Source organism: Nisaea sp., from assembly GCF_034670185.1.
GTDB lineage: Bacteria > Pseudomonadota > Alphaproteobacteria > Thalassobaculales > Thalassobaculaceae > Nisaea.
On sequence record NZ_JAXMNY010000006.1, the window covers coordinates 104,849 to 128,499 of the forward strand.

The following is a 23,651-nucleotide window of genomic DNA, read 5'->3' on the forward strand; positions in this document are numbered from 1 at the left end:
TTCGATGGTGACTGGGCTGAAATGTGAAGCGGTGCACTGCGCGCCGCTGAGTTTGGAAGATCCGACGTATGACCGACCCGAAAAGCCAGACTGGCGAGACCAACCCTGAGGACGTCACCGTTATTGACGTTGAGCCGACGCGGGTCTCGGAAGAGTCCGCAGATGGCCCTGAGAAAAAGCCGGGCCTCTCCTTGCGCACCAAGCTGATCGGGTTCCTGATCCTGCTGGTGATCATCGCGGGCGGTGTGGCTGCTGCGCTCTATCCGCTCTGGCGGGACAAGGCGGATGCCGTGGTGTCGCAGAGCGGTCTGCCGCTCGCCCTCCCGGAAGTGCCGGACAATGCCTTTTATGGAACGGTCGGCGACGTCATCTCTTTCTTCGAAGGCGCGTCACCCGACGCCGCACCCATTGAAAATACAGCGACGGCGGTCATAACGGCTGCCCCCGCGCCGGCGCCTGTCGTCGATCCGCTGACAGCTCTGGCGAGCCGCCTTGATGGGCTTGAAGAAGAAATCGACACCGTCGCGGAAACTGCAGAGGCGGCCCAGTCCGTAGCCGAAAGCGCTGCGGAGACATCCGCCGCGATCGCGGGCAGCCCGGATACCGATAAAGAAGCTGTGACGGCTCTTTCCGCCCGGCTGGATCGTCTTGAGCAACGGTTGGATGGGCTTGAGGCCCGGCCGCTTGCCGCCGCAACCGGAGGCGGCTCGGAGGCCGCTGCGGTCAATGAGGCCCTGCTCAATCTGATCGGCTCCCTCAGGGAGCGGATTGTCTCCCTGGAATCGCGTGAGACGGTTGCACCGTCCGATCTTGAAACGGTGACAAACCGGATAGAGACGGCGGAAAGCGGTGCAGGTGCGCGTATTGCCGGGCTGGAGGCCGATCTGGCGACGGTTCGTCAGCTTGCCGAGAAGCGGGCTCCGCAGCGTGAACGCGCTGGCCTGCTGCTGCTCGCGGTGGGGCAGCTTGAAGCAGCGACGACGACGTCCGGCAGCTTCGCGGCACAGCTCGCATCGGTGAAGGACCTGGCCTCTGGAGAGTCTGCCGAGACGGCAGAGGCTCTCGCGGTGCTTGAAGGGCATGAAGGCGGTGTTGCAACAGTGACCTCGCTCACCCAGCGCTTCAACGATCTTGCCAAGGCGGTAAGCCAAGCCAAGATTGCCGGAAGCGATGAGGGGCTGGTGGGGAAAACCTTGAATACGGTTGCCTCGTTGGTGACCATCAGGCGGACCGATGTGGCCGAAGGGCCCGGCGTCGATGCAATCCTGGTGCGGGTCGAGAGTGCGGTCAAAGCCGGGGATATCGCCGGTGCCGTTGCCGCACTTGAAGAGCTTTCCGGCGCTCCGGCGGAACGGGCGTCTGCCTGGGTCGCGGCGGCGAAGGCGCGTGTCGCTGTCGATCAGGCGGTTGCCCGCCTGCGCGGTGCCGCGCTCGCGTCCGTTGCGGAAGCGGGGTAAGGCCATGTTGAAATTCTGTTTCGGCCTCATCATCCTGGTCGGCGCGATCACCTTCGCGGCCATTCAGCTTGCGGACAATCCGGGCCAGATCTCTATCGACTGGCTCGGCTACCATATCGATACCTATTTCGGCGTTGCCTTGCTGGCGCTGCTGGCGTGCCTTTGGCTGCTGCTTGTCGTCTACCGACTGTTCCGGGGCATCGTCGGCTTGCCTGGCGGGTTTTTCGACCGCCGCGCGGAGCGACGCCGAGATGAGGGTGTGAACGCCCTCAGCCTTGGTATGGCGGCGATTGCGGCCGGAGATGCCGAAGAGGCGCGCAAGCAGGCCAAGCGGGCGGAGAAACTTCTCAATGATCCGTCGAAGACCCGGCTGCTTTCCGCCCAGGCGGCGGCACTCGGCGGTGATAGCGAGGCTGCGGGCCGTTATTTCGATGCGTTGACCGAAAGTCCGGAAACCCGATTTGTCGGTCTGGTCGGCAAACTGCGTCAGGCGCTCGACGCGGGCGATCGGGACGAAGCCCTTACGCTTGCGCTCCGTGCCCGCGATTTGCGGCCGGATTCGGGGTTTGTCGCCCGTACCCTGTTCACGCTGGAGACCGGAGCGGAAGACTGGGATGGCGCGCAGAAGACCCTGTTCGACGCTGTCCGGCGGGACCTGATTCCGGAAGGCGAGGCGAAGCGCTACCGGATGGCCATCGATATGGAACGCGCCCGGCTGAAGCAGGAAGCCGGCGATCTCGGTGGCGCGGCGGACTTCGCGTTGCGGGCGCTAGCGGTGGAACCCGCTTTTCCGCCGGCGGTGCAGGTCGCGGTCGAGGCAGAGCAGGTCAAGGGGCGGGACAAGAAAGCACAACGCCTTTTGGAAGATGCCTGGTCGGCAGCGCCGCATCCGACGTTTGCAAAACTTTATGCCGGTCTCTGGCCGGATGACGACCCTGCCCAGCGGCTGAAACGCATCCAGAAATTGACCGATCGGCTGGCTGACGGTCTGGCCGGGCGATTGGCTGTCGCCGAGGCGGCCATCGCGGCCGAACTCTGGGGCGTGGCCCGCGCGGCACTGGAAGCGATCCCGGATGCGGAGCGCAGCGCCAGCGTGTTTCGATTGCTCGCCTATATGGCACAGGCGGAACGCGGAGATGCGGCGCAGGCCCGTGGTTTTCTGGAGCGTGCGAGCAATGCGCCGGCCGACCCTGCCTGGACATGCTCCGATTGCGGCGCAACCTCTGGAAGCTGGACGGTCTCGTGTGGCAATTGCGGTCATTTCGCAACCCTGACCTGGAAACAGCCGCCGCGGGTCTCGGCCCTCGTCGTCCTGCCGGAATCCGATATCGTTCCGGCTCCGGCGCTGATCGAAACGTCAGTTCCGGCGGAGGCTCCGGCACCGGCCGAGGCGGTTGTCGGGGAGAATGTGGCGTCTGGGCGCCCGGATGAACCATCTGGTGACGAGCCGAACCCGGAAGATGTGGTACGTCGTCTCGCGTGACTCTTACTGCACTATGAGTTAATCTGTTGGTTGATTTCAGGGTATTGTAAACCCGCGATACCTCTTGAGGGGCAGGAAGCCCCGGATCTTTAAGGGCCCAGAATGGAGCCTGTACGATGACGAGTATTTCCAATCTGTCGAGCTTGACCAAATTGCAGGTCGCCCAACCGCGTGTTATCGGCCAGGAAGCGACGAGCAAGAGTTCAGCCTCGTCTTCTTCATCACCGACCTACCGGACTGCCGAGACAGGAAACAACCTTTTCTCGGCGTCTATCTCCGACGGTGACCGCACCACGGCGGGCCTGCAGGAACTGCTTGGCGGCGAGCTTGAGAAGCTGTTCGGTGCTCTCGACCGGAAAAACGACCCGGATGGTTCCGTTTCACGCGCCCTCGACAGTCTGAAGGATTTGCTCGGCAAAGCCGGAGAAGACCCGTCTGTCTCCGGCTTTCAGATCCGGATTTCCAGTGTCAGCCAGCAATTGCGTACTGACGATGGCGGGGGGGATGTGTTTTCCAGCATTTCCCAGCTTTCCATTGAGGTCGGGCTGGTCCGTGACGGCAAGATTGCTGCCGAGGACGTGGCGCTATTGTCCTTTGAAGGCAAGAAGCTTCCCCTGACCGATGCGCAGAAGCAGACCGGTATCGTCACCGGAAGGTTTGTCCTCGACGACCCGGCCACTGCGTCGAACTCGACCCAGGCGACGGCGGCCGATCAGGCCCTGGAAAGGCTGAAGCTGGTCAGCGACGCTCTCGCCGCGTTCCGGCGCGGGGATCTTGGTCCGTTGCAGAATATCGAAAGCCTGTTCCGGAGCGGTACGCTGGATGCGGAAAGCGTCCGTGCACTGTCCAGCGCCAAGGACGTCACGAAGAGCGCGGTCTTTCCGGGTAGCGGTATTCTGGACGTCTGAGTCACCCTGGCTCTCGACAGGACTTCCGGCTTCCGGCTAAACCGGGGCGCAGCCCGTGAAGGGCGGCATCGTTGGTTCAGCAATGGATAGGTCCATGTACATCTCCACCGAAGAACAAAAGGGCGCGGCCCGCGCCTGGTTCGAAAATCTGCGTAATCAGATCTGCGCGGCTTTCGAGCGTATGGAGGATGATTACGAGGGGCCTCTGAAAGACCGCCCGGCTGGTCGCTTCAAGCGCAAGAGCTGGGAACGCGACGGCGGTGGTGGCGGTGTCATGTCCGTCATGGAAGGCCGGGTCTTCGAGAAAGTCGGTGTCAATATCTCGACCGTGCACGGCACGTTCTCCGAAGAATTCCGCAAGTCGATTCCCGGAGCCGACGAGGATCCGCGCTTCTGGGCGGCGGGTATTTCGCTGGTCGCGCATATGCAGTCGCCGAAGGTTCCGGCGGTGCATATGAACACCCGGCACATCACAACGACGAAATCCTGGTTCGGCGGCGGTGCCGACCTGACTCCGATGGTGCCGGAGCAGGTGGACACCGACGCCTTCCATGCCGGCCTCAAGGCTGCCTGCGACAAGCACGATCCAGCCTACTATCCGAAGTTCAAGGACTGGTGCGACGAGTACTTTTTCCTGAAGCACAGGAACGAGCCGCGCGGTGTCGGCGGGATTTTTTATGACTATCTGGACAGCGACTTCGAAAAGGACTTCGCCTTCACCCGCGATATCGGCACGGCGTTCCTTGAGACGTATCCGGCGATTGCCCGGCGGCGGATGAACGAGGACTGGACGGAAGAGGAGCGCCACCATCAGCTGGTGCGGCGTGGACGCTATGTTGAGTTCAACCTGATCCATGACCGGGGCACGCTTTTCGGCCTGAAAACCGGCGGAAATGTTGAGGCTATCCTGATGAGTATGCCTCCGATGGTTATCTGGCCGGCGCCCGGAGACGACTAGACACCAAGTGATACTCCTATTTCAGTTGGACTCATTTTGCGGATGAATTAACCTTCCGTTAAGACCCGGTGCGGGGGCGCCGGGGTAGTTGAGGCCTTGCTGACTAATGACCATTTCTGGTGCGTTAAATCTGACGGCGACCAGCGCGCTCGAGAGAGCTGTCGTCAATTCCCGGTCCGGATCGGGCAGTTCGGCTGCCGATATCCGTGAAACGTCATCAGCCGATGAAGCTCCCGTGACAACCGTGGCTCCCGGAGAGATAGAAAACCGGGAAGAGTCCGGGCAAAGCCCGGCGCCTTTGGCGCCGCGTCCGCTTGTCGATCCCGCAAATCTTTCACAGGCGCAAGAAGCGGCTGAAGAGACGGACACAGAGACGGAGGATGATGGAACTCTGACGATTTCAGCCCGTCTGGTTCCGGTGGGGGATGAGGATTCGACGGAGAGCGTCGCCCTTGATGGTCGCCCTGAGGGAGTGAAGGCCGGCGAGCTGGTGAGCGAATCCCAGCGGCTGACGGGCGAGCCACTGGAAGTTCCAAATTACAGCATCGACCCGGCGGAGCAGGACATTCAGGTGTTTAACGAGCGCATCAGCCGGTCGACCCAAGTGCTCGAATTCCTGAACAGCCGTCCTGCCCCACGCTCCGGGGGCGGTCTAAGCATCATCGCCTGACGGGGCTTCCCTTTTACCCGAACCGCATGTCCGCCTGTCCGAGCCCGGCAAACTCGATCCGTGCCGCAGTGCCTGCCTTGGCGAAGTGAACGCCGTTCCATGACCCGGTTGTGACCACGTCCCCGGCTTTCAATCCACGCCCCTTGAGGGAGCCTGTCCGGCCCGGCGCATGATTGGCGAGCCATGCCATCAGGACAAAGGGATCGCCGCCGCCGAAGGTTCCGGTATCCTCGAAGGCGACTGTATCGTCGAACAACAAGCGAACGGGCTGAGTGGAGAAGTCGAGCGCCTCGGGGACTGGCATCTCGGTGCCGAGTACGAGCGAGTCATTCGCCTGGAAATCCATCAGTGCCCAGAGCGGATCTGTCTTCGGCCAGTTCAGCAGGCGGGATTCGACGATCTCGATGGCGACAATCATGTCCGATACGGCTGCCCTGATATCGTCGGGGCCATAGTCTGTTTCACGCTGCGGCAAGTCCTGGCCGAGCCGGAAGGCGATCTCGGCCTCCACACCGAAGTTCCGGTGCTCAGCCGAGGCGAGCACCTGTCCCGAGGGATAGATCTTGCTGGTCGCTATCGGCGATGCGGTCGATTCCGTTCCGGGACTGCCGCCGACTTTCCAGGCGCCCACCTTCCGACCGAGGAGATCGAACGTAGCATCCTGAATGGCGAAGGCATCGTCACGTGTCTGCGGCGCTTCGGCCGCGGGCAGATCCGCGATTGGCGTGCCGGTCCCGAAAGCTTTGAACAGCCGCTGGGCTGCGGCACTCACTCTGTCTGACATTGTTACTCCTTGCCTGCAATGCGGTGGGTCTCAGCGAGGCATTCCTCGTGTCCGGGACCGAAATCCCGCTCGATCCACCATGATTCGATTTTCCGCAGAAGGTTTCCTACTCCGGGGCCAGCGGCAATCCCCATTTTCACGAGATCGGCACCGCGCAGGGGCAGGTCGGGTTTTGGCCAATCTTTGGATCGGGCGATGAGGTTTTCGGCTTGCTCCCGGTCGAAGCCGCCACTTGCATAGCCGAGCCGGACGAGATCTTCGAACAGGAAATTGCCATTGATGTAGATCTGCCGGCGGATCGCAGGGTCATCGGGTATTTCCGCGAGGTTCGTCTGCGACAGGCTGGTGAAGCGGGCCGCTTCCGCATTTGAGAACCGCATCCGCGCCGACGCGCGGAAAGTCTGTTCGGGCCGCTCCGGCGCGAATGCCGCGAGGCGTAGAATGGGGTCGGCGACTTCGGGCTCGAACGCGATGAGCCGGGTGAGGGCAGCCGGATCGTAAGGGCCGGGAAGGTAGCTTTGCAGTATCCCGGCTGATTCCATAGCCTCCAGCACGGCGCCCGGGCCGGGCGCGGCCAGAAGTTTCAGAAACTCGGCTCCGATCCGCTCTCCGGACAGGGTCTCGATCAGCCCGGCATGGTCCGCGCAGGCCTTGAGCCCGACGGGATCGATACCGTCCTTGCCGAAATGCGCATGGAACCGGAAGAAGCGGAGAATCCGGAGCACGTCTTCCTGGATGCGGGTTGCCGGATCGCCGACGAACCGGACCCGGCCGCTCAGCGCATCGCCGTGCCCGCCGAACGGGTCTTCCAGCGTGCCGTCCGGGCGGAGGAACATGGCGTTCATTGTGAAATCCCGCCGGGCCGCGTCCTCTTTCCAGTCTTCGGTGAAGGCGACGATCGCGCGCCGTCCGTCGGTCTCGACATCGAGTCGAAGTGTGGTGATCTCGAAATGCTCGTGATTGATGACCGCCGTCACCGTGCCGTGCTGCAGGCCAGTCGGCACAACCCTGATGCCGGCATCTTTCAGAAGCTCGGTTGTCTTCTCCGGCGTGTGACGTGTGGCGATGTCGATATCCGCGATGGGTAAGTGCAATACCGCGCTGCGCACGCAGCCGCCAACGAAGCGCGCCATGTCGCCGTCCTGGTTCAGGGCGTCCATCACGGCCCGCGTCTCGGGGCTGGTCATCCAGGGTAGCGGAGAAATGCGCATCAGAGGGACTCAGGCATCGACGCGGGGGAGTAGCACGTCGACGAAGTTCACCAGCATTCCGGCGGTCGCGCCCCAGATGTAATAATCACCATAGGGCATGGCATAGAAGCTGCGGATCTTGTTGTTCCATTCCCGGCTGTGCCGTTCGTGATTTTTGCGGTCCAGAAAGAATGCGAGCGGGACCTCGAAGATTTCCTGCACTTCCATCGGATCGGCCCGCATGTCGAAAGGCGGGGTGAGCAGGCCGACCACTGGCGTGATCTCGAAGCCGGTGCGGGTGCTGTAGAGGTCGAGCTGGCCGACAATATCGATGTGCCGGCGATGGATGCCGACTTCTTCTTCGGTCTCGCGCAGGGCGGTGTCGACAGGGCCGTCATCGTGGGACTCGGCCCGGCCCCCCGGAAAGCTGACCTGCCCCGGATGGACCGGCAAATCCTCCGACCGCTTGGTCAGCAGCATGGTGAGGCCCTCGTCGCGCTCCACAATCGGGATGAGAACGGAAGCCGGCCGGTTCTTGGCCGGCGGCTTCATGTCCGGGTTCAGGTCGTGATCGCCGCGGCCTTTTTCCGTGTCCTGTGGGGCAAGCCCTTCAAACGCCATCCGTAGCCGGCTGCTGTCGAAATTATGCATCAGATGGTACCGAGTTCATGAAATACGCCGTCGCTCCAGAGTCCGAGAGTGGTTTTACCGTCGCGCTCAAGGCTCACTGCCTGATCCACCAGATCGTAGAACACCGGACGCAGGATCAGGGCATCCAAACCATTTCCTGTATCGATATAGGGTCGCGGCTCCCCGGTTTCAGCATCGGTAACCACACGAATGCAATGTTTGGCATCGGCGATCACAATGAGGTCAAGGTTTGTTCGGAGCATAAGTCTCGGAGATGTCATTTCCGCTGACCCCGCATCGTCGTACCATGCTTCGACGATTGTAAAGGGAGCGTCGTCGACCGTGATCTTGCCTCGTTCGACCGGCGTTCTGAGAGAGTAGCCGCCATCTTCGTCGCGGTGCAGGATGGTTGCGAAGAGCTTTACTAGGGCTTGGCGGGTGAACGGCGCGCCCTGGTGGTACCATGTGCCGTCTACGGCGATCCGAATGCCGTAGTGGCCCATATCGATCTGTTTGCGTTGTTCGCGCTTGCCTGTTGCAGCAGCTGCGATACGCTCTAACTGATCTGGTGTGGGGGAGACATCGGAAGGCGCGTTCGATGCGGTCATCGGTTGTTGGCTGCTTCTATGGGTTCTTCGTTATGCGCCGCCGGTTGCCGGCGGAGCTCATGATTAAGAAGGAAGTATAGAGTCCATGACCAATTCCTCCACTCTCGATCATCGGCTTGAAACCGACACAGTTGAAAAAATCGATGCACTCGGCGCGCGCATGGCCAAGGCCAGGGCGCAAATCGAAGCGGTGATCTTCGGTCAGCGTGCGGTTATCGACGAGACGCTGACCACCGTTCTTGCCGGCGGGCATGCCCTGTTGATCGGGGTGCCGGGGCTTGCCAAAACGCGGCTTGTCGAAACCCTTGGCACCGTTCTTGGGCTTGATGACAAACGCATCCAATGTACGCCCGATCTGATGCCCGCCGATATCGTCGGCGCGGAAATCCTTGAAGAATCGGACGACGGAAAGCGGCATTTCCGCTTCGTGAAGGGGCCTGTCTTTGCGCAGATCCTGATGGCGGACGAAATCAACCGTGCCAGCCCGCGGACCCAGTCTGCCCTGCTGCAAGCCATGCAGGAACGCACGGTCTCCGTCGGCGGCCATACCTACGATCTGCCGGCGCCTTTCATGGTGCTGGCGACCCAGAATCCGCTTGAGCAGGAAGGCACCTATCCACTTCCGGAAGCCCAGCTCGACCGGTTCCTGATGCAGATCGATGTCGGCTATCCGGACCGGGATGCGGAACGCCGCATGTTGCTGGCCACGACCGGCAGCGAGGAGTCGAAGGTCGAACCGGTGCTGAACGCGGCTGAGCTGATTGATGCGCAGAAACTGCTGCGGCAGATCCCGGTCGGTGAAACCGTGCTTGAGGCTATCCTTGAAATCGTGCGGTCCGGCCGGCTGGAAACCACCGAGGTGGACGAGGTGAAGCGGCATGTGGCCTGGGGGCCCGGCCCCCGCGCCAGCCAGGCGCTGATGCTGGCGGTTCGGGCGCGTGCCATCCTGGACGGCCGCCTGTCTCCGTCGGTCGAGGATGTGCTTGATCTGGCACCGCCGGTCCTGCGGCATCGTATGGCTCTGAACTTTGCCGCACGCGCGGAAGGTGTCTCGCTCGACGATATCATCCAGCGCCTGTTGGCTCCGTATCGCTGAGCCGGGGCGCCCCGATGCGTCATCATGCCGAAGAACTCGCCGGAAAATTCCCGCCGCTTCTGGTCGCGGCGGAGCGGGTTGCTGCGACTGTTTCCCAAGGTATGCACGGCCGCCGGCGCGTCGGCATGGGAGAAGCCTTCTGGCAGTTCCGGCCCTATCAGGTGACAGACTCGGTCCGCCGGATCGACTGGCGCCGCACGGCGCGGACCGATGAGGTCTATGTCCGGGAGACAGAATGGGAAGCGTCGCAGAGCGTCTGGCTTTGGCGCGATTCCTCACCTTCTATGCGGTTTTCCTCGGATCGGACCCTGCCTGAAAAAGCGGTGCGGACCGATCTTCTCACGCTTGCTCTTGGCGCCCTCCTGGTCGAGGCCGGGGAGCGTATCGCCCTGCTGGGCGAAGGCATACCGCCACGCGGCGGCAGGAGCGGTCTGAACCTCTTCGCAAACACTCTGGAAAATGCACGGGACAGTGCCGCGAGCCTTCCTGCCCTTGAAAGCCTGCCACGCCATGCCGTCATGGTTCTGGTGTCCGACTTCATGGAACCCGCGGCGGACTATGCCGGGATCATCGGGCATTACGCCGCAGCCGGTGTATCCGGGTTCCTGCTGCAGGTGACCGATCCGGCCGAAGAGGCATTTCCGTTCCAGGGCCGAATTCGCTTCGAAGGCACCGAGGCCGAGGCATCGCATTTGCTACGGCGTGCTGACCGGGTGCGGGACGCCTATATCGAGAAACTGGCAAAGCACCGGGCGCAGCTGAAGGATGTTTGCCGGAGTGCGGGATGGTTCTTTGCCCAGCACGTCACGACGGAGCCGCCTGAATCCGCCCTGCTCAAGCTCTATACCGCGATGACGCGGCAGGACGGGTGAGGGCGCGCGGATGCTGACACTCGGTCCTCTGGCTTTCGCCTCCCCCTGGATCCTTGCCGGGCTGATTGCCTTGCCTGCGATCTGGCTGCTGATCCGGATCACGCCCCCGGCTCCACGCACCGTCGCTTTCCCCGCTATCCGCCTGCTCTACGGATTGCAATCGCCGGAGGAAACGCCGGACCGTACGCCCTGGTGGCTGTTGCTGCTGCGTCTGCTGTTCGCGGCGCTGGTCGTGCTGGCTCTGGCGAAGCCGTTGATCGGGGCCCGGCAGGAGCTGGTCGGCTCCGGGCCGGTGGTGATCGTTGTCGACAATGGCTGGGCATCCGCGCCGGGCTGGACGGACCGCAAGGCGGCGGCGATGGATCTTGTCGAACGGGCGGAGCGGGCCGGGCGGGCCGTGGCGATTTTTCCGACCGCCGTCTCGGATTCCGCCGCTATCGAGCGCGGAGGTTTGATGGCGCCGGACGACGCACGGACCTTCGTCAATGGTCTTGCGCCGCAGCCCTGGCCGACGGCCCCCGCGGTCGTGGCTGAACGGATAGGGGAAGCGCCGTTGGGAGCACTGGCTGCCGCTTCGGCATTCTGGCTGGCGGATGGGATTGAAGAGCCGGACGACCGGTTACTGGCGGCCGGGCTCGCCGGTTTCGGAAGCCTGACTGTCTATGAAGGCGGCGAGAGCCCACTGGCCCTGACTGCCCGTGTCGGAGAGCGCAATGCCTTGACCGCGCGGCTGACACGGCTGTCCGCCGGTGCGGAAGAGATCGTGAATGTCCGCGCGGTGGCAACCGATGGCCGGGTACTGACAAGGGCAATCGCCACATTCGCGGAAGGAGAGCCCGCTGCCGAAACAGTCGTCGAGCTTCCGCTGGAGCTGCGCAACGAGCTGGCCCGTCTCGAGCTTGAGGACCGTCCGGGCGCGGCTTCCGTTGCCCTGCTGGACGAAAGTTTCCGGCGTCGGCCGGTCGGGCTGGTTGCAGGCTCGGGTTTCCAGGAATCCCAGCCGTTGCTGGAGGAGATGTTCTATCTCGACCGGGCGCTGGCGCCGTTCAGCGAGGTCAGCCGGGGCACACTGGAGGATCTGCTGAAACGCGATATCTCGGTCATTGCGCTGCCGGATACCGGCCTGCTGCCGTCCGGGGAAAAGGCCCTGCTGAATGACTGGGTCTCCGCCGGGGGCACGCTGATCCGGTTTGCTGGGCCACGGCTGGCCGGAGCCAGCCTGGAAAATCGCGGGCTCGGCGAGTCCGAATTGCTGCCGGTACGCCTGCGCGGCGGGGATCGCTCGCTTGGTGGCGTGCTCTCCTGGGACTCCCCGGCTGCCCTTGCCCCCTTTGAGGGAGAGACACCGTTCGCCGATCTGCCGGATTATGAGAATGTGCTGATCTACAAGCAGGTGCTGGCCGAGCCGTCGATAGAGCTGGCTGACCGGACCTGGGCCAGCCTGGGAGACGGCACGCCGATCGTGACTGCCATGACGCTCGGAGACGGCCGTATTGTGCTGTTCCACACCACGGCCAATACGGACTGGAGCGATCTCTCCATCTCCGGTGCCTTTGTCGAAATGCTCCGCCGCATCGTTGCTGTCAGTGCCGGGGTCGGCGAGGCAGCAGGCGGCGGGACGGCGCCTGCCGTGGAAACACTGAACGGCTTCGGTCAGATCGGTGTGCCTCAGGCCAGCGCCCGGGCGCTCGAACTGGGCGGGGATGTGACACCGGCGATCGGGCCGGAGCATCCGCCGGGTTATTACGGTAGCGAGCTGTCGCGCATGGCGTTCAATCTGGGCCCGCTGGCTGCGAACATGGCGCCGCTCGCGACGATACCGGAAGGAAGTCAGACTGCGCATTACGGTGGCGGGGACGAACTCGACCTCGCGCCGTGGGGACTGACCGCCGCCGCCCTGCTGCTGCTGGTCGATTTCATCATCACCCTGGTCATGAGAGGCCTTGTGCGCGGTGTCGGCAATGCACGCTCCGGCGCGACGACGGCGGTTCTTCTGCTCGCCGGGCTGTTGTCTCTGGTGCCGCTGAACGGCGCCGGCGCGCAGACAACAAGCTCGATGAGCGAGCAGGATCGCTGGATCATGCGCGCCGCGCTCAATACGCGACTGGCCTATGTCATCACGGGGGACCGTGACGTCGACGAGATCAGCCGCTCCGGGCTCAGCAGTCTCAGCGAAATCCTGAACCGCCGGACGGCGGTGGAACCGCTGGAGCCGATGGCCGTCGATGTGGAGGTGGACGAGCTGTCGCTGTTTCCGCTGCTCTACTGGCCTATCACAGGCGTGCAGACAGACCTGACGCCGGGCGGGGAAGCCCGGCTCAACCTCTATATGCGCAATGGCGGGACGATCTTTTTCGACACGCGGGACCGGATCGACGCCGCCCCCGGGAGTGCCGGGCCGGGTCTGCAAAGGCTCCGCTCCCTGACCCGTAATCTCGATATTCCCGCGCTCGCGCCGGTGCCGGAAAACCACGTGCTGACCAAGACCTTCTACCTGCTTGATACCTTCCCGGGCCGCTATGACGGCGGCCGGCTCTATGTCGAGCAGGGCGAGGGGAGCAGCGAGAGCGAGGTCTCCCCGGTGATCATCGGCAGCCACGACTGGGCCGGTGCCTGGGCGAAATCAGAGGATGGTTTCTATCGGTTCCCGGTTGTACCGGGCGGTGAGTTGCAGAGGGAAATGGCCTTCCGCTCCGGCGTGAACCTAGTGATGTACATGCTGACCGGCAACTACAAGGCGGATCAGGTGCACGTCCCGGCGATCCTTGAAAGGCTCGGGCAATGATCGGCGCGGCGGTCGGGCTGGATTTCTCGCCGATGGTCCCCTGGTGGGTGATCGGCACGCTGGCGGCGGTCGGCTTCGCCCTGGTGGTCTATACGGCATCGATGCGCGGACGCGGGGCCGTCTGGCGCAGTCTGGCGCTCCTTGTTCTGCTGGCCGCGCTCGCCAACCCCTATCTGATCGCCGAGGACCGGGACCCGCGCGATGATGTTGCCGTGCTGCTGGTGGATGAGAGTACCAGTCAGTCGATAGACGGCCGCACGGAGCGGGCGGCTGAAATCACCGAGGATCTGAAGCGCCAGCTTGGCGCCCTCGGCGATCTTGAACTGCGAACTGTGACCGTCGGTGGCGGCAGCGGCCGGGCGGCGAGCGGCCGGGATGGAACCCGGCTTTTCACTGCGCTCCGCGACGTGCTGGACGATGTGCCGCAAGGCCGGCTTGCCGGTGTGATCGCGGTGACGGACGGCCAGAGCCATGACCGGATGGAAGAACTCGGCGGACGGGAGCTCGGCGCGCCGCTGCATGTCATCCTGACCGGCCGCAAGGGCGAGCGGGACAGGCGCCTTGTGATCGAGCATGTGCCCTCCTTTGGCGTGGTCGGGCGGACGGTGACCGCCAAGATCCGGATCGAGGATGCGGACGAGACGGCGGCGGTGCCCTTCACCATGTCGATCGACGGTGTGCCCCGGCCTGATGCCGTGATCCGTGCCAACCGGGTGGTGGAGATCGAAATCCCCATCGAGCATGGTGGCGAGACCATCGTGGAGATGATGGCGGGCCCGGGCCCGGATGAGCTGACGGAAAAGAATAACCGCGCTGTGCTGGCCATCAACGGCGTGCGGGACCGGCTGCGCGTGCTGCTGGTCTCTGGCGCGCCCCATGCCGGTGAGCGGACCTGGCGGGATCTGCTGAAAGCGGACCCGTCCGTCGATCTGGTGCATTTCACCATTCTGCGCCCGCCGGAAAAGCAGGACGGCACGCCGGTGCGCGAGCTGTCCCTGATCGCCTTTCCGGTGCGTGAGCTGTTCGAGCTGAAGCTGGATGAGTTCGACCTGATCATTTTCGACCAGTATCAGCGCCGGGGCGTGCTGCCGCGCAGCTATCTGCGCAACATCGTCGAGTTCGTGCGTAATGGCGGCGCCTTCCTTGAGGCCAGCGGCCCGCCCTTCGCCTCCCGCCTGTCGCTCGCCAATACACCGCTCGGCGAGGTGCTGCCGGCCATGCCGACCGGCGATATCGTCGAGCAACCGTTCCGCCCCGCCACCACGCCGGACGGCCATCGCCATCCGGTGACAGCGGACCTGCCGGGCGGCCCGGCGCTTGATGCCGACGGTATCGAGACCGCCGCGCCGACATGGGGGCGCTGGTTCCGGCAAATCGAGGCGGACGTGCTGCGCGGTGTCGTGCTGATGGAAGGGGCGGAAGGCCGCCCGCTGCTGATCCTCGACCGTTTCGGCGAAGGCCGCGTCGCCCACTTGCTGACCGACCAGATGTGGCTCTGGACCCGCGGCTTCGACGGCGGCGGCCCACAGGCCGAAATTCTCCGCCGCACCGCCCACTGGCTGATGCGGGAGCCTGATCTTGAAGAGAACGATCTGCGCGTCCGCGTAAAGGGCGACCGGATCGACGTCATTCGCCGCTCCCTCGACGGGGAATTGCCGGATGTCACCATGACCCTGCCGGACGGCACCGAGCTGACCCTGCCGCTGACCCGCACCGGCCCCGGCCGGGGCCAGGCCAGCTTCACCACGGACCAGGTCGGCCTGCATGGCTTCACCGACGGCACTCTCAGCAAACTCGCCGCCGTCGGTGCCCTCAACCCGGTCGAATTCTCCGATGTCCGCACCACGGCGGAGTGGCTCGGCCCGCTGGCGGAACAGACCGGCGGCTCCGTCACCTGGGGCGCCGAGGAGGACAACCCGTCCCTCCGCCGCGTCCGCACCGGCCGCGCCACATCAGGCCGCGACTGGGCGGGGCTGGTGCGGAACGAGGATTACATCGTGACGGGGGTGCAGACCGTGCCGCTGTTGCCCGGCGTGCTCGTACTGCTGCTGGTGATCGGCGGGATCATCATGGCGTGGCGGCGTGAGGCGGGGTGAGGAAACAGGACGAAGGGCCGGGATCATTCCACCTTCTCTTCCATCCAGACCGTCGTCATCCCGGCCAGAGAGCCGGGACCTAGATGAACCTAAGGCTGAGCGTGTCTTCCCTGGGTCCCTGCGTGCGCAGGGATGACGGTTATGGGGGAGGATCTGACATCTAAGGCCGCTGGAATTATTCCAAATTCAAGGCTGCGCTTACTCAGCTTTCGACGCTCTTACCTTCGCGCAAGCTTTCACCCGAACAAACTCATCCGCCGCATCACCCCGTCCCGCTTGATCAGCCAGTGCCGCAGCGCGCCAGCGATGTGCAGGCCGAGCAGCAGCATGACGGCCAGCGCGGCCAGCCCGTGCAGCGTGAAGAGTATCTCTGACAGGACCTTGTCCTTGCCGATCAGGCCGGGAAGTGTCCAGTTGAAGAACTCGACGGGAAAGCCACCGGCCGCGGTGGCGAGCCAGCCGAAGACCGGCAGCGCGATCAGCGCCAGATAGAGCAGGTGCTGCACGGCTGTTGAGAGAATGCGTTCCTGTGGTGTCAGGCTTTCCAGCTTCGGCGGGGCGCCGAGGCTCAGACGCAAGGCGATGCGGAGAAGCATCAGACCCAGTACCAGAACGCCCGCAGTCTTGTGATACTTGTAGAGCGCATTGGTCACGGCCCCGCCGAAGGTCGTGTTCAGTCCGTCATACCCGAAAACAAAGAAGAGGATGCCGGCGGCAAGTGCCAGCGCGACCAGTCCTGCGATCCCCCAATGGAGCAATCGCTGGGGGAGGGAGTAGCGGTCTTCCTGCATCTGTCGCTCCTTGCTGGGTCGAGGCGTGCGGCAATCAAAAGCGGCGCGGCGCTCTTCTTCCTGGCTGTCTGCATGGATCTTGATCTCATAGTTAACACGTTTGAAAATCAAGGAAATTGAAGGCGGGGCGGATTCAAGATGACGTCATCCCCGTCGTCGTTGCGAGGCTGAGAACGCCTTTTCCATCCACGGCACACTGCTCTAAGCTTGTCGCCAGCGTGACGCAACGGACCCGCCGCACGCATACGAGCCCGACGAGAAGGAGTAATTCCCATGTGTGGTTTCGTCTGTCTCTGGAATGCCGGAGACGAATCCCTTGCCAACCGAATGATCAGGAAGATCGCCCACCGGGGTCCCGACGCCGTCGAAGTGGCGCGGTTGCCCGGGACGCAGACCGTGATGGCGCATTGCCGGCTGTCGATCATCGGGCCGGAAGACGGGCGGCAGCCGATCCACCAGACGGACGATCTGCTGGTCGCCAATGGCGAGATCTACAATCACCGGGATTTGCGGGCGATCCTCGGCGAGAGCGCCTTCCAGACCGAAAGCGACAGCGAAACCATCCTGCATCTGTTCCGCTCCGGCGAGGCGCGCTGGATCAGCCGGCTGGACGGCATGTTCGCCTTCGTGCTGGCCACCCGGAACCGGATCATCGCGGCGCGCGATCCTCTTGGTATCAAGCCGCTCTATGTTGCCAAGCTGGGGGACGGCTATGCCTTCGCCTCCGAGCTGAAGGCCTTTGACGGTATCGAGGTCGAGAATATGGAGGCGATCCCGCCGGGCTCGCTCTACGACAGCCGGGACGGCTGGCGGCAATGGTACCGTACGCCCCAGGGTGCGGCCGAGGCGGAGCCGGATCTCGATACCGGCCGGACGGCGCGCGAGCTTCGGCTGGTGCTTGAAGAGGCTGTGGCGAAATGGATGGTTGCCGATGTCGAGGTCGGCTCCTTCCTTTCCGGCGGGCTGGACAGCTCGATCATCGCCGCCATCGCCCAGCAGGTGAGCCGGGCGGCGGGCAAGGGGCCGCTGAAGACATTCTCCGTCGGCACCGAGGGTTCGCCGGATCTCGTTGCGGCCCGCGCGGTTGCGGCGCATATCGGCTCCGACCACCGGGAATATGTCTTCACGGCGGAAGACGTGGCGGAGGCCTTGCCGCACGTGATCTATCATCTGGAAAGCGCTGACGTGGATCTGGTCCGGAGCGCGATACCGACACTGTTCGCTGCCCGTCTTGCCCGACGCGAGGTAAAGGCGGTGCTGACCGGCGAGGGAGCCGACGAACTATTCGCCGGCTATACCTATCACCACGCCTATGTGAACGAACCGCGAGCGCTGGCCGACGAGCTGACGCGGTCTCTGGGCACCATGCACAACATCAATCTGCAGCGGGTCGACCGGGTGACCATGGCCGAAAGTCTGGAGGCCCGGACGCCTTTCCTCGACCGCGATCTGATCGACTTTGCGCAATCCATTCCTGCTTCCCTGAAGCTCTGCCGGACGGACCCGAACGCGCTTGAGTCCACCGGGCCGACCACGGAGAAATGGATCCTGCGCAAGAGCTGCGACGATCTCCTGCCGTCGGATTTGGTCTGGCGCAAGAAGGCGCAGTTCGACGAAGGCTCAGGCACCGTCGCTGCGCTTGATGGCGCGCTGCGCGGATTGATCGGGAAGGAAGGCGCCGTTACCCGCGCCGAAGAGGGGCTGCTCTACGAGAAAATCCTGCGCAGCCGATATGAGAATCCGGACCGGATCATCGAGAATGCCGGCACCTGGTCGGCGGACCGGGTCGCGGTGTGAACTCTTCCGCGCTCCATAAGCTGATGAAGAAATCCTTAGAGATCGTCGCGGCGGACTGATCGCGTCGGTTCCCGCTCAGGTCGCGTAGTTCGAGCCTTCCTCGTCGAGGATCGCCTTCAGCTCGTCAAGATGCTGCTGTGATTGTCCCGGATAGTCGTCCAGTTCCTGCGCTGTCTTCTCGGCGATGTCGTCCGGTATCACACGCAGTTCCATGCCGGTCTGCAGGGCGCGGATATAGGTCTCCGCCGCGCGCTCGAAATAATACAGCCGGTTGAAGGTGTCCGCGACCGTGTCGCCGATCACCAGAATACCGTGATTGCCCATCACCATGACCTTGACCTTCGGGTCGGTCAGCATGGTGGCGCAGCGCTCGCCCTCTTCCTCGAAGGCCAGCCCGCCATAGTCGTTGTCGATCACCATGCGGTTGTAGAAGGTGGCGCAGTTCTGGTCGATTGGCGGCAGACGGCTGTCTTTCAGGCTGGCAAGCACGGTGGCGTGGATCGAATGCACATGCATGACGCAGCGGGCATGCGGGCAGTGCCGGTGCACCGAGCCGTGCAGACCCCAGGCTGTCGGGTCCGGTGCGCCGGGGCGGCTCAGCACGTCAGGGTCGTTCGCATCCAGCTCCAGCAGGTCCGAGGCCTTGATGCGGGAGAAATGCATCTGGTTCGGGTTCATCAGGAAGCGGGTGCCGTCGTCGTTTGTCGCCAGCGAGAAATGATTCGCCACCGCCTCATGCATGTCGAGCCGCGCGGTCCAGCGGAAAGCGGCGGCGAGATCGACGCGCTCCGGCCAGTAGCCGAGATTGCTTTTCAGGGTGAGGGCGACGGGCGAGGACATGGTGTGGTCTCCGGAAGGTATGGTCTTGCCGCAGAGTGCCGCGCCGTTGGTGTCTTCGCTACTGCAAAAATACGGATGCTGCGATTAGCGTTTCTTATCTGCCTTCTGTAATGACTGGACCCATTTCCATAACCGTCACCCCCCAACTCCGTCATCCCGGCCGGAGAGCCGGGACCCAGATGATCGTATCGCTGCGCTCGCCTTCCCCTGGGTCCCGTTTTTCAACGGGATGACGATTAAGGTAATAGAGGCGAAGAATTGAGACGAAAAAGCTAATCAAACTCTCCACCGAGGCTCGCCAGCCAATCGAGCAGGCTACGGGTTGCGGCATCTTCGGCGCGGTCGAATGCCGTGACGGCATAGAAGCTGCTCGGCGGTGTCAGCGGAGCTTCTACCGGCACCACCAGTCGGCCTTCCGCGACATAGCCGCCGGTAATCGTGCGCCAGCCGAGCGCGACGCCACGTCCGGCAAGCGCCGCCTGGGTGGCCTGGACATAGTTCGAGAAGCGGAGCTGGACCGGATGGGTGGGACGGTCGAGGCCAAGAGCTGTCAGATAGTCCGTCCAGCCGAGCCAGTGCGGGTCCTTAACATCGACATGGATCAATGGAGCCGCGTGCAGTCTCTCCGGCGTCAGGGTCAGGCGTTCCGCCAACTCCGGTGTGCAGACAGGCTCGATCCGTTCTTCCAGCAGTGGCGTGACAGTGCCGTCGGACCAGTTGCCGTCGCCGAATCTGATGGCGATATCGACATCGCCCGCAATGGTCGGCGCGCCGCTTTCGGAGGTGATGACATTCACCTGCACGTCCGGATGATCGCAGTAGAAACTCTCCAGATGCGGCATCAACCAGAGTGTGGCAACACCGACTGAGCAGGCCACCGTGACGTTCGATCCACGCTGCGCCTGATGGCGGCGGATCTCGTCGACGGCGCCTGAAATCCGGCCAAGCCCGTCTTCCGTCGCCCGCAGCAGGATTTCCCCCTCGGCCGTCAGAGAGGCGGGCCGGGTGTTCCGGTCGATCAGGCGCGCGCCGATATGGTCCTCAAGTTGCCGCAGGGATTGGCTGACGGCCGGCTGGGAGACATTCAGCGCCGCCGCAGCGGCGCGGAGGTTGTCCGTCCGGCAGACCGTCTCGAACACACCAAACAGGCGAAGCGGCGGCAGATGTCGGGACATGAAATAAGCTCACCTTATCGAATGATCCGATTTTTCAGGCTTCTCACAGCCTTTGCGCAGGTTCAAGTTTTTCATTGAAAACATAAGGTTAGTTGACGCGTGCGGGCCATCAATTGGCTCGAATGCGACATTGAGACCGATTTTTTCTCTTATGAGGCGGTTTCAGCGCGGATAAGGAGCATTTGATATGCAGGCGCGAAAAGAAGGCGGTGTCATATTGCGCGATATGGGGCTTGAGGTAGGGTTCCCCGACGGAACTACGGCCTATTTCAATTACTTCTGGCTTCGCGATAACTGCAGGACATCTTTTGACCCGGTGACGCGGGAACGCTCCTTTGACATTTTTGCCGAGGAGACTGCGCCGGAACCGGAGGCGGCGGTGCTGTCTGACGAGGCGCTGGACGTGGTCTGGCGCTGCGGCCACAGCAGCCGCTACTCGCTCGATTTTCTCGCCTCCTATGCGGCCGGAACGCCGCGGCCCGATCCGGCGGACTTGCCGCGCCGGGCCTGGTTCAGCGATCATTATCCGGATGTGCCCCGGTACTCCCAGCCGGCTCTTATGGCGGACCCGGATCTTCGGAAGGCCTGGTTCAAGACGATCTTGACCGAGGGTGTCGCACTGATCACGGACATGCCGGAAACGCCGGACGCCCTGGAGGTGACTGCCGCGTTGGCGGGTTATGTCAGGCCGAGCTTCTTCGGTAATTCGTTCGAGGTGATGACCCACATCAACCCGACCAACACGGCCTTCACGGCGCGTGCGCTGGAGCTGCATACCGACCTGCCGTCAGAGGAGTTCGCGCCGGGCGTCCAGTACCTGCATTGCGTCGCGAATTCGGTGGAAGGCGGCAACAGCGTTTTCGTCGATGCGGTCGCGGTCGCAAATGATTTTCGGGAGCAATACCCGGCTGATTTCGAGCTGCTGGCGGAGACCGGGATCCCCTATTTTTGCGAACATGACGCCTTTGACATGCGGGCTCGCCAACGGGTCATCGAACTCGACGCTCACGGAACGGTCTCCGGCGTCACCATCAGCCAGCACATGGCAGACATCTTCGACCTGCCGCAGGATTTTCTCGATCTCTACTACCCGGCCTTTCATCGGTTTGGCCGGATGCTGCAGGGTGAGAAATACATCATGCGGTTCCGGCTTAATGCGGGAGAGTGCATCAGCTTCGACAATCACCGCGTGGTGCATGGCCGGGAAGCTTACACGGCAACCAGCGGCGATCGTCACCTGCGCGGCTGCTACACGGACCGGGGGGAATTGCGCAGCGCCTATCGCGTGCTCTCTGGGGCGGGACGGTTCACGTAGGGGGAGAAGGGGTGATCTTATTCTCACCTTACATCGTCATCCCGTCGAAAGACGGGACCCAGAGGAAGGCGAGCGCAGTCTTATGATCATCTAGGTCCCGGCTCTCCGGCCGGAATGACGATGTAAGGTGTGAGCAGGCGCTGGCTTCCGGGACGCTCCGGCGTTATGAAACGGCCCGACCGGTAGGATTTGACACGGAGCCGTCCCATGACCACGCATTCCGAAGAGCGTTTTTCCAGTCTGACCCAGCTCGGCGGCGCGACTGAATTGCCGGACAGTCCGGAGAAGGCCGTACTGGAGAAAGTTCCGAACTCCATGGCGGACGTGAATTATCTCGTCCGCTTTACGGCGCCGGAATTTACCTCGCTCTGTCCGATGACGGGCCAGCCCGATTTCGCCCACCTGATGATCGATTACGTGCCGGACCAGTGGCTGGTGGAGAGCAAGTCGCTGAAGCTGTTTCTCGGCTCTTTCCGCAATCACGGCGCGTTTCACGAGGATTGCACAGTCGGAATTGCCCGCCGGCTGATCAAGGAGCTGGAGCCGCGCTGGCTTCGCATCGGCGGCTACTGGTATCCGCGCGGCGGCATCCCGATCGACGTGTTCTTCCAGTCCGGCCCGGTGCCGGACGGTGTCTGGTTGCCCGACCAGGGCGTACCGCCCTATCGCGGGCGTGGCTAGAACGCACCTTCACCCAACCAATTTGTCATCCCGACGCAGGTCGGGATGACGGTTTTGTTGGAAACGATACAGCTCAGAGCGAGACCGGTTTCACGTTCTCCTGCATCCAGGCGGCGAAGCCAGTCAGTTCCTGGTCCCGATGGGCCTGGCCGACCAGTTGCACGCCGACGGGCATACCGCTCACACCCATAAGCGGCAGGGTTACGCAGGGCACGCCGAGAGCCGACGTCGCCGCGTTGAAGGCGGGCAGACCGGTCTGGTGCGTGATGCCCGGCTCGCCGACAGAGCCGGAGCCGTCGAACGGCGGCGCGATGCCGACGGAGGACAGTGTGATGCAGCCGTCCGCGAAAGGCGCCAGAGCGCGGAACCGGGCCCGCATCCGCTCCCGGTTGTCGAGCGCGGCGCGGTAATCGTCCAGCCCCATGTCTTCGGCCAGGGCGAGGCGCTGTTTCAGGCTCTCGCTCATCAGGCTTTCGTCTTTCTCCGCTAGATTCCGAAGGGTCCAGCGCAGCTCCCAGCAGCAGATATCGCGGGCCAGCTTCAGGCTGTCGGCGATTGCGGCCTCGCAGGCATCGATGGTCGGACTGTCGGCGCGGGTCAGGATCTTCACATCCTGTTGCCGGAGCTGGTCCAGCACCTTCTCGAAAGCTGCACGGGTGGTGCCGTCCAGCATCTCCCAGCCTTCGGTTTGCAGCAGGACCAGATGGCTTGGCTTGCGCGCCTCTGCCGGTGCTTCCTCGCCGTAAAGGCCGGGATAGCCCGCATCGCCGCCAGCCTGCGCGGCGATCTGGTAGGCAACCGCCCACATGTCTTTGAGAGAGCCGGCATGCACGCCGACATGGCTTTGGCTCAGGCCGCCCGCGCGCTCGCCCCGATTGAGGGCACCCAGGGTCGGCTTGATGGCGATATTGCCGCAGAAGCTGGCGGGCCGGATGACCGAGCCCACGACCTGGGAGCCGATGGTGGCGGGCACCATGCCGGCGCCGATCGCGGCGGCGGAGCCGCTGGAGGAGCCGCCCGGTGTGCGGTTCGTGTCGAACGGGTTCCGGGTCGGGCCGGGATGCGAAAAGCCAAGTTCGGTGGTGACGGTCTTCCCGAGTATCACGGCGCCGGCAAGGCGCAGGCCATAGACGAGGGCACTGTCCGCGTGGGTCTGGTTCCCCTTGAACAGGGGACTGCCCATTTCCGTCGGCATGTCCTTCGTCATGAAGAGATCCTTGATGCCGATGGGCATGCCGTCGATAGGGGAAAGGGCGCGGCCGGCTTTGAAGCGGTCTGTCGCCGCATCGGCTGCGGCGCGGGCGCCGTCGCGGTTGATCGTGACCCAAGCCTGGACCTCCGGTTCCCGCGCTTCGATCACCTCGAGGCAGCGTTCCAGATAGGCCCTCGGGCTGTCGCTTCCATCCTGAAAGCCAGGCACAGCGTCGTGGAAGGTAGGCAGGCTGGCGTTCGCCGGATCGTAATTGCCGCTTGTCGCGGTCTGCTGGCGCTTTGCAACACTCATGCTTATGTTTC

Annotated in this window: 20 protein-coding genes; 12 read left to right on the forward strand and 8 right to left on the reverse strand. The window is 63.4% G+C overall.

What is annotated here, in order from left to right; all coding sequences use genetic code 11:
• Positions 1-68: 68 nt before the first annotated feature.
• The 5 genes from VOI22_RS20395 to VOI22_RS20415 all read left to right on the forward strand — a co-directional run bounded on the left by VOI22_RS20395 (position 69) and on the right by VOI22_RS20415 (position 5,476).
• Positions 69-1,457, forward strand: coding sequence for a COG4223 family protein (locus VOI22_RS20395; RefSeq protein ID WP_323798289.1), 1,389 nt, complete (start codon positions 69-71; stop codon positions 1,455-1,457).
• A gap of 4 nt (positions 1,458-1,461) precedes the next feature.
• Positions 1,462-2,940: a heme biosynthesis protein HemY gene (locus VOI22_RS20400; RefSeq protein WP_323798290.1), complete on the forward strand. Its 1,479-nt coding sequence runs from the start codon at positions 1,462-1,464 to the stop codon at positions 2,938-2,940.
• 116 nt (positions 2,941-3,056) lie between these two features.
• Positions 3,057-3,848, forward strand: a complete 792-nt coding sequence (locus VOI22_RS20405) for a hypothetical protein (RefSeq protein ID WP_323798291.1) — start codon at positions 3,057-3,059, stop codon at positions 3,846-3,848.
• Positions 3,849-3,942: 94 nt separating this feature from the next.
• Entirely contained in the window at positions 3,943-4,806 is an 864-nt protein-coding gene (gene hemF, locus VOI22_RS20410) for an oxygen-dependent coproporphyrinogen oxidase (protein WP_323798292.1), read from the forward strand.
• A 106-nt stretch (positions 4,807-4,912) separates the two neighbouring features.
• Positions 4,913-5,476, forward strand: coding sequence for a hypothetical protein (locus VOI22_RS20415; RefSeq protein WP_323798293.1), 564 nt, complete (start codon positions 4,913-4,915; stop codon positions 5,474-5,476).
• Positions 5,477-5,489: 13 nt separating this feature from the next.
• On the opposite strand, the gene VOI22_RS20420 is transcribed toward VOI22_RS20415, so the two are convergent.
• From VOI22_RS20420 to VOI22_RS20435, 4 genes are read right to left on the reverse strand one after another with little or no spacing between them, the layout of a single operon-like run.
• Positions 5,490-6,260, reverse strand: a complete 771-nt coding sequence (locus VOI22_RS20420) for a 2-keto-4-pentenoate hydratase (protein ID WP_323798294.1) — start codon at positions 6,258-6,260, stop codon at positions 5,490-5,492.
• A gap of 2 nt (positions 6,261-6,262) precedes the next feature.
• Positions 6,263-7,471 carry a CCA tRNA nucleotidyltransferase gene (locus VOI22_RS20425; RefSeq protein WP_323798295.1) on the reverse strand — a complete coding sequence of 403 codons (1,209 nt, stop codon included), beginning with the start codon at positions 7,469-7,471 and terminating at the stop codon, positions 6,263-6,265.
• A gap of 9 nt (positions 7,472-7,480) precedes the next feature.
• Entirely contained in the window at positions 7,481-8,101 is a 621-nt protein-coding gene (locus VOI22_RS20430; protein ID WP_323798296.1) for a CoA pyrophosphatase, read from the reverse strand.
• Positions 8,101-8,688 (reverse strand): DUF1285 domain-containing protein, encoded by a 588-nt coding sequence (locus VOI22_RS20435; RefSeq protein ID WP_323798297.1) that lies wholly within the window; start codon positions 8,686-8,688, stop codon positions 8,101-8,103. The genes VOI22_RS20430 and VOI22_RS20435 overlap by 1 nt, the downstream gene beginning before the upstream one ends.
• A gap of 85 nt (positions 8,689-8,773) precedes the next feature.
• Between VOI22_RS20435 and VOI22_RS20440 the strand changes: the two genes are divergently transcribed.
• Genes VOI22_RS20440 through VOI22_RS20455 form a run of 4 tightly spaced genes read left to right on the forward strand, consistent with a single transcriptional unit; the run spans position 8,774 to position 15,537 of the window.
• Positions 8,774-9,784, forward strand: coding sequence for an AAA family ATPase (locus VOI22_RS20440; RefSeq protein ID WP_028466758.1), 1,011 nt, complete (start codon positions 8,774-8,776; stop codon positions 9,782-9,784).
• Positions 9,785-9,798: 14 nt separating this feature from the next.
• Entirely contained in the window at positions 9,799-10,656 is an 858-nt protein-coding gene (locus tag VOI22_RS20445; RefSeq protein WP_323798298.1) for a DUF58 domain-containing protein, read from the forward strand.
• 10 nt (positions 10,657-10,666) lie between these two features.
• Positions 10,667-13,441, forward strand: coding sequence for a DUF4159 domain-containing protein (locus VOI22_RS20450; protein ID WP_323798299.1), 2,775 nt, complete (start codon positions 10,667-10,669; stop codon positions 13,439-13,441).
• Positions 13,438-15,537: a hypothetical protein gene (locus VOI22_RS20455; protein ID WP_323798300.1), complete on the forward strand. Its 2,100-nt coding sequence runs from the start codon at positions 13,438-13,440 to the stop codon at positions 15,535-15,537. Before VOI22_RS20450 ends, VOI22_RS20455 begins: the two co-directional genes overlap by 4 nt.
• A 236-nt stretch (positions 15,538-15,773) precedes the next feature.
• Here VOI22_RS20455 and VOI22_RS20460 read toward each other — a convergent pair whose 3' ends face one another.
• On the reverse strand, positions 15,774-16,328 hold the full coding sequence (locus VOI22_RS20460; protein WP_323798301.1) for a cytochrome b: 555 nt from the start codon (positions 16,326-16,328) through the stop codon (positions 15,774-15,776).
• Positions 16,329-16,601: 273 nt separating this feature from the next.
• Here VOI22_RS20460 and asnB point away from each other — a divergent pair, with 273 nt between their 5' ends.
• Positions 16,602-18,125, forward strand: a complete 1,524-nt coding sequence (gene asnB / locus VOI22_RS20465; protein ID WP_323798303.1) for an asparagine synthase (glutamine-hydrolyzing) — start codon at positions 16,602-16,604, stop codon at positions 18,123-18,125.
• 75 nt (positions 18,126-18,200) lie between these two features.
• On the opposite strand, the gene VOI22_RS20470 is transcribed toward asnB, so the two are convergent.
• Together VOI22_RS20470 and VOI22_RS20475 are read right to left on the reverse strand one after the other, a co-directional pair.
• On the reverse strand, positions 18,201-18,965 hold the full coding sequence (locus VOI22_RS20470) for a class II aldolase and adducin N-terminal domain-containing protein (RefSeq protein WP_323798304.1): 765 nt from the start codon (positions 18,963-18,965) through the stop codon (positions 18,201-18,203).
• A gap of 272 nt (positions 18,966-19,237) precedes the next feature.
• The gene (locus tag VOI22_RS20475; RefSeq protein ID WP_323798305.1) at positions 19,238-20,140 is read right to left on the reverse strand and encodes a LysR substrate-binding domain-containing protein; all 903 of its coding nucleotides are present in this window, start codon (positions 20,138-20,140) and stop codon (positions 19,238-19,240) included.
• Between the two features lie 187 nt (positions 20,141-20,327).
• Between VOI22_RS20475 and VOI22_RS20480 the strand changes: the two genes are divergently transcribed.
• On the forward strand, positions 20,328-21,455 hold the full coding sequence (locus VOI22_RS20480) for a TauD/TfdA family dioxygenase (protein ID WP_323798306.1): 1,128 nt from the start codon (positions 20,328-20,330) through the stop codon (positions 21,453-21,455).
• Between the two features lie 207 nt (positions 21,456-21,662).
• Positions 21,663-22,136, forward strand: a complete 474-nt coding sequence (queF, locus tag VOI22_RS20485; protein ID WP_323798307.1) for a preQ(1) synthase — start codon at positions 21,663-21,665, stop codon at positions 22,134-22,136.
• Positions 22,137-22,209: 73 nt separating this feature from the next.
• On the opposite strand, the gene VOI22_RS20490 is transcribed toward queF, so the two are convergent.
• Positions 22,210-23,640, reverse strand: coding sequence for an amidase (locus VOI22_RS20490; RefSeq protein WP_323798308.1), 1,431 nt, complete (start codon positions 23,638-23,640; stop codon positions 22,210-22,212).
• Positions 23,641-23,651: the final 11 nt, after the last annotated feature.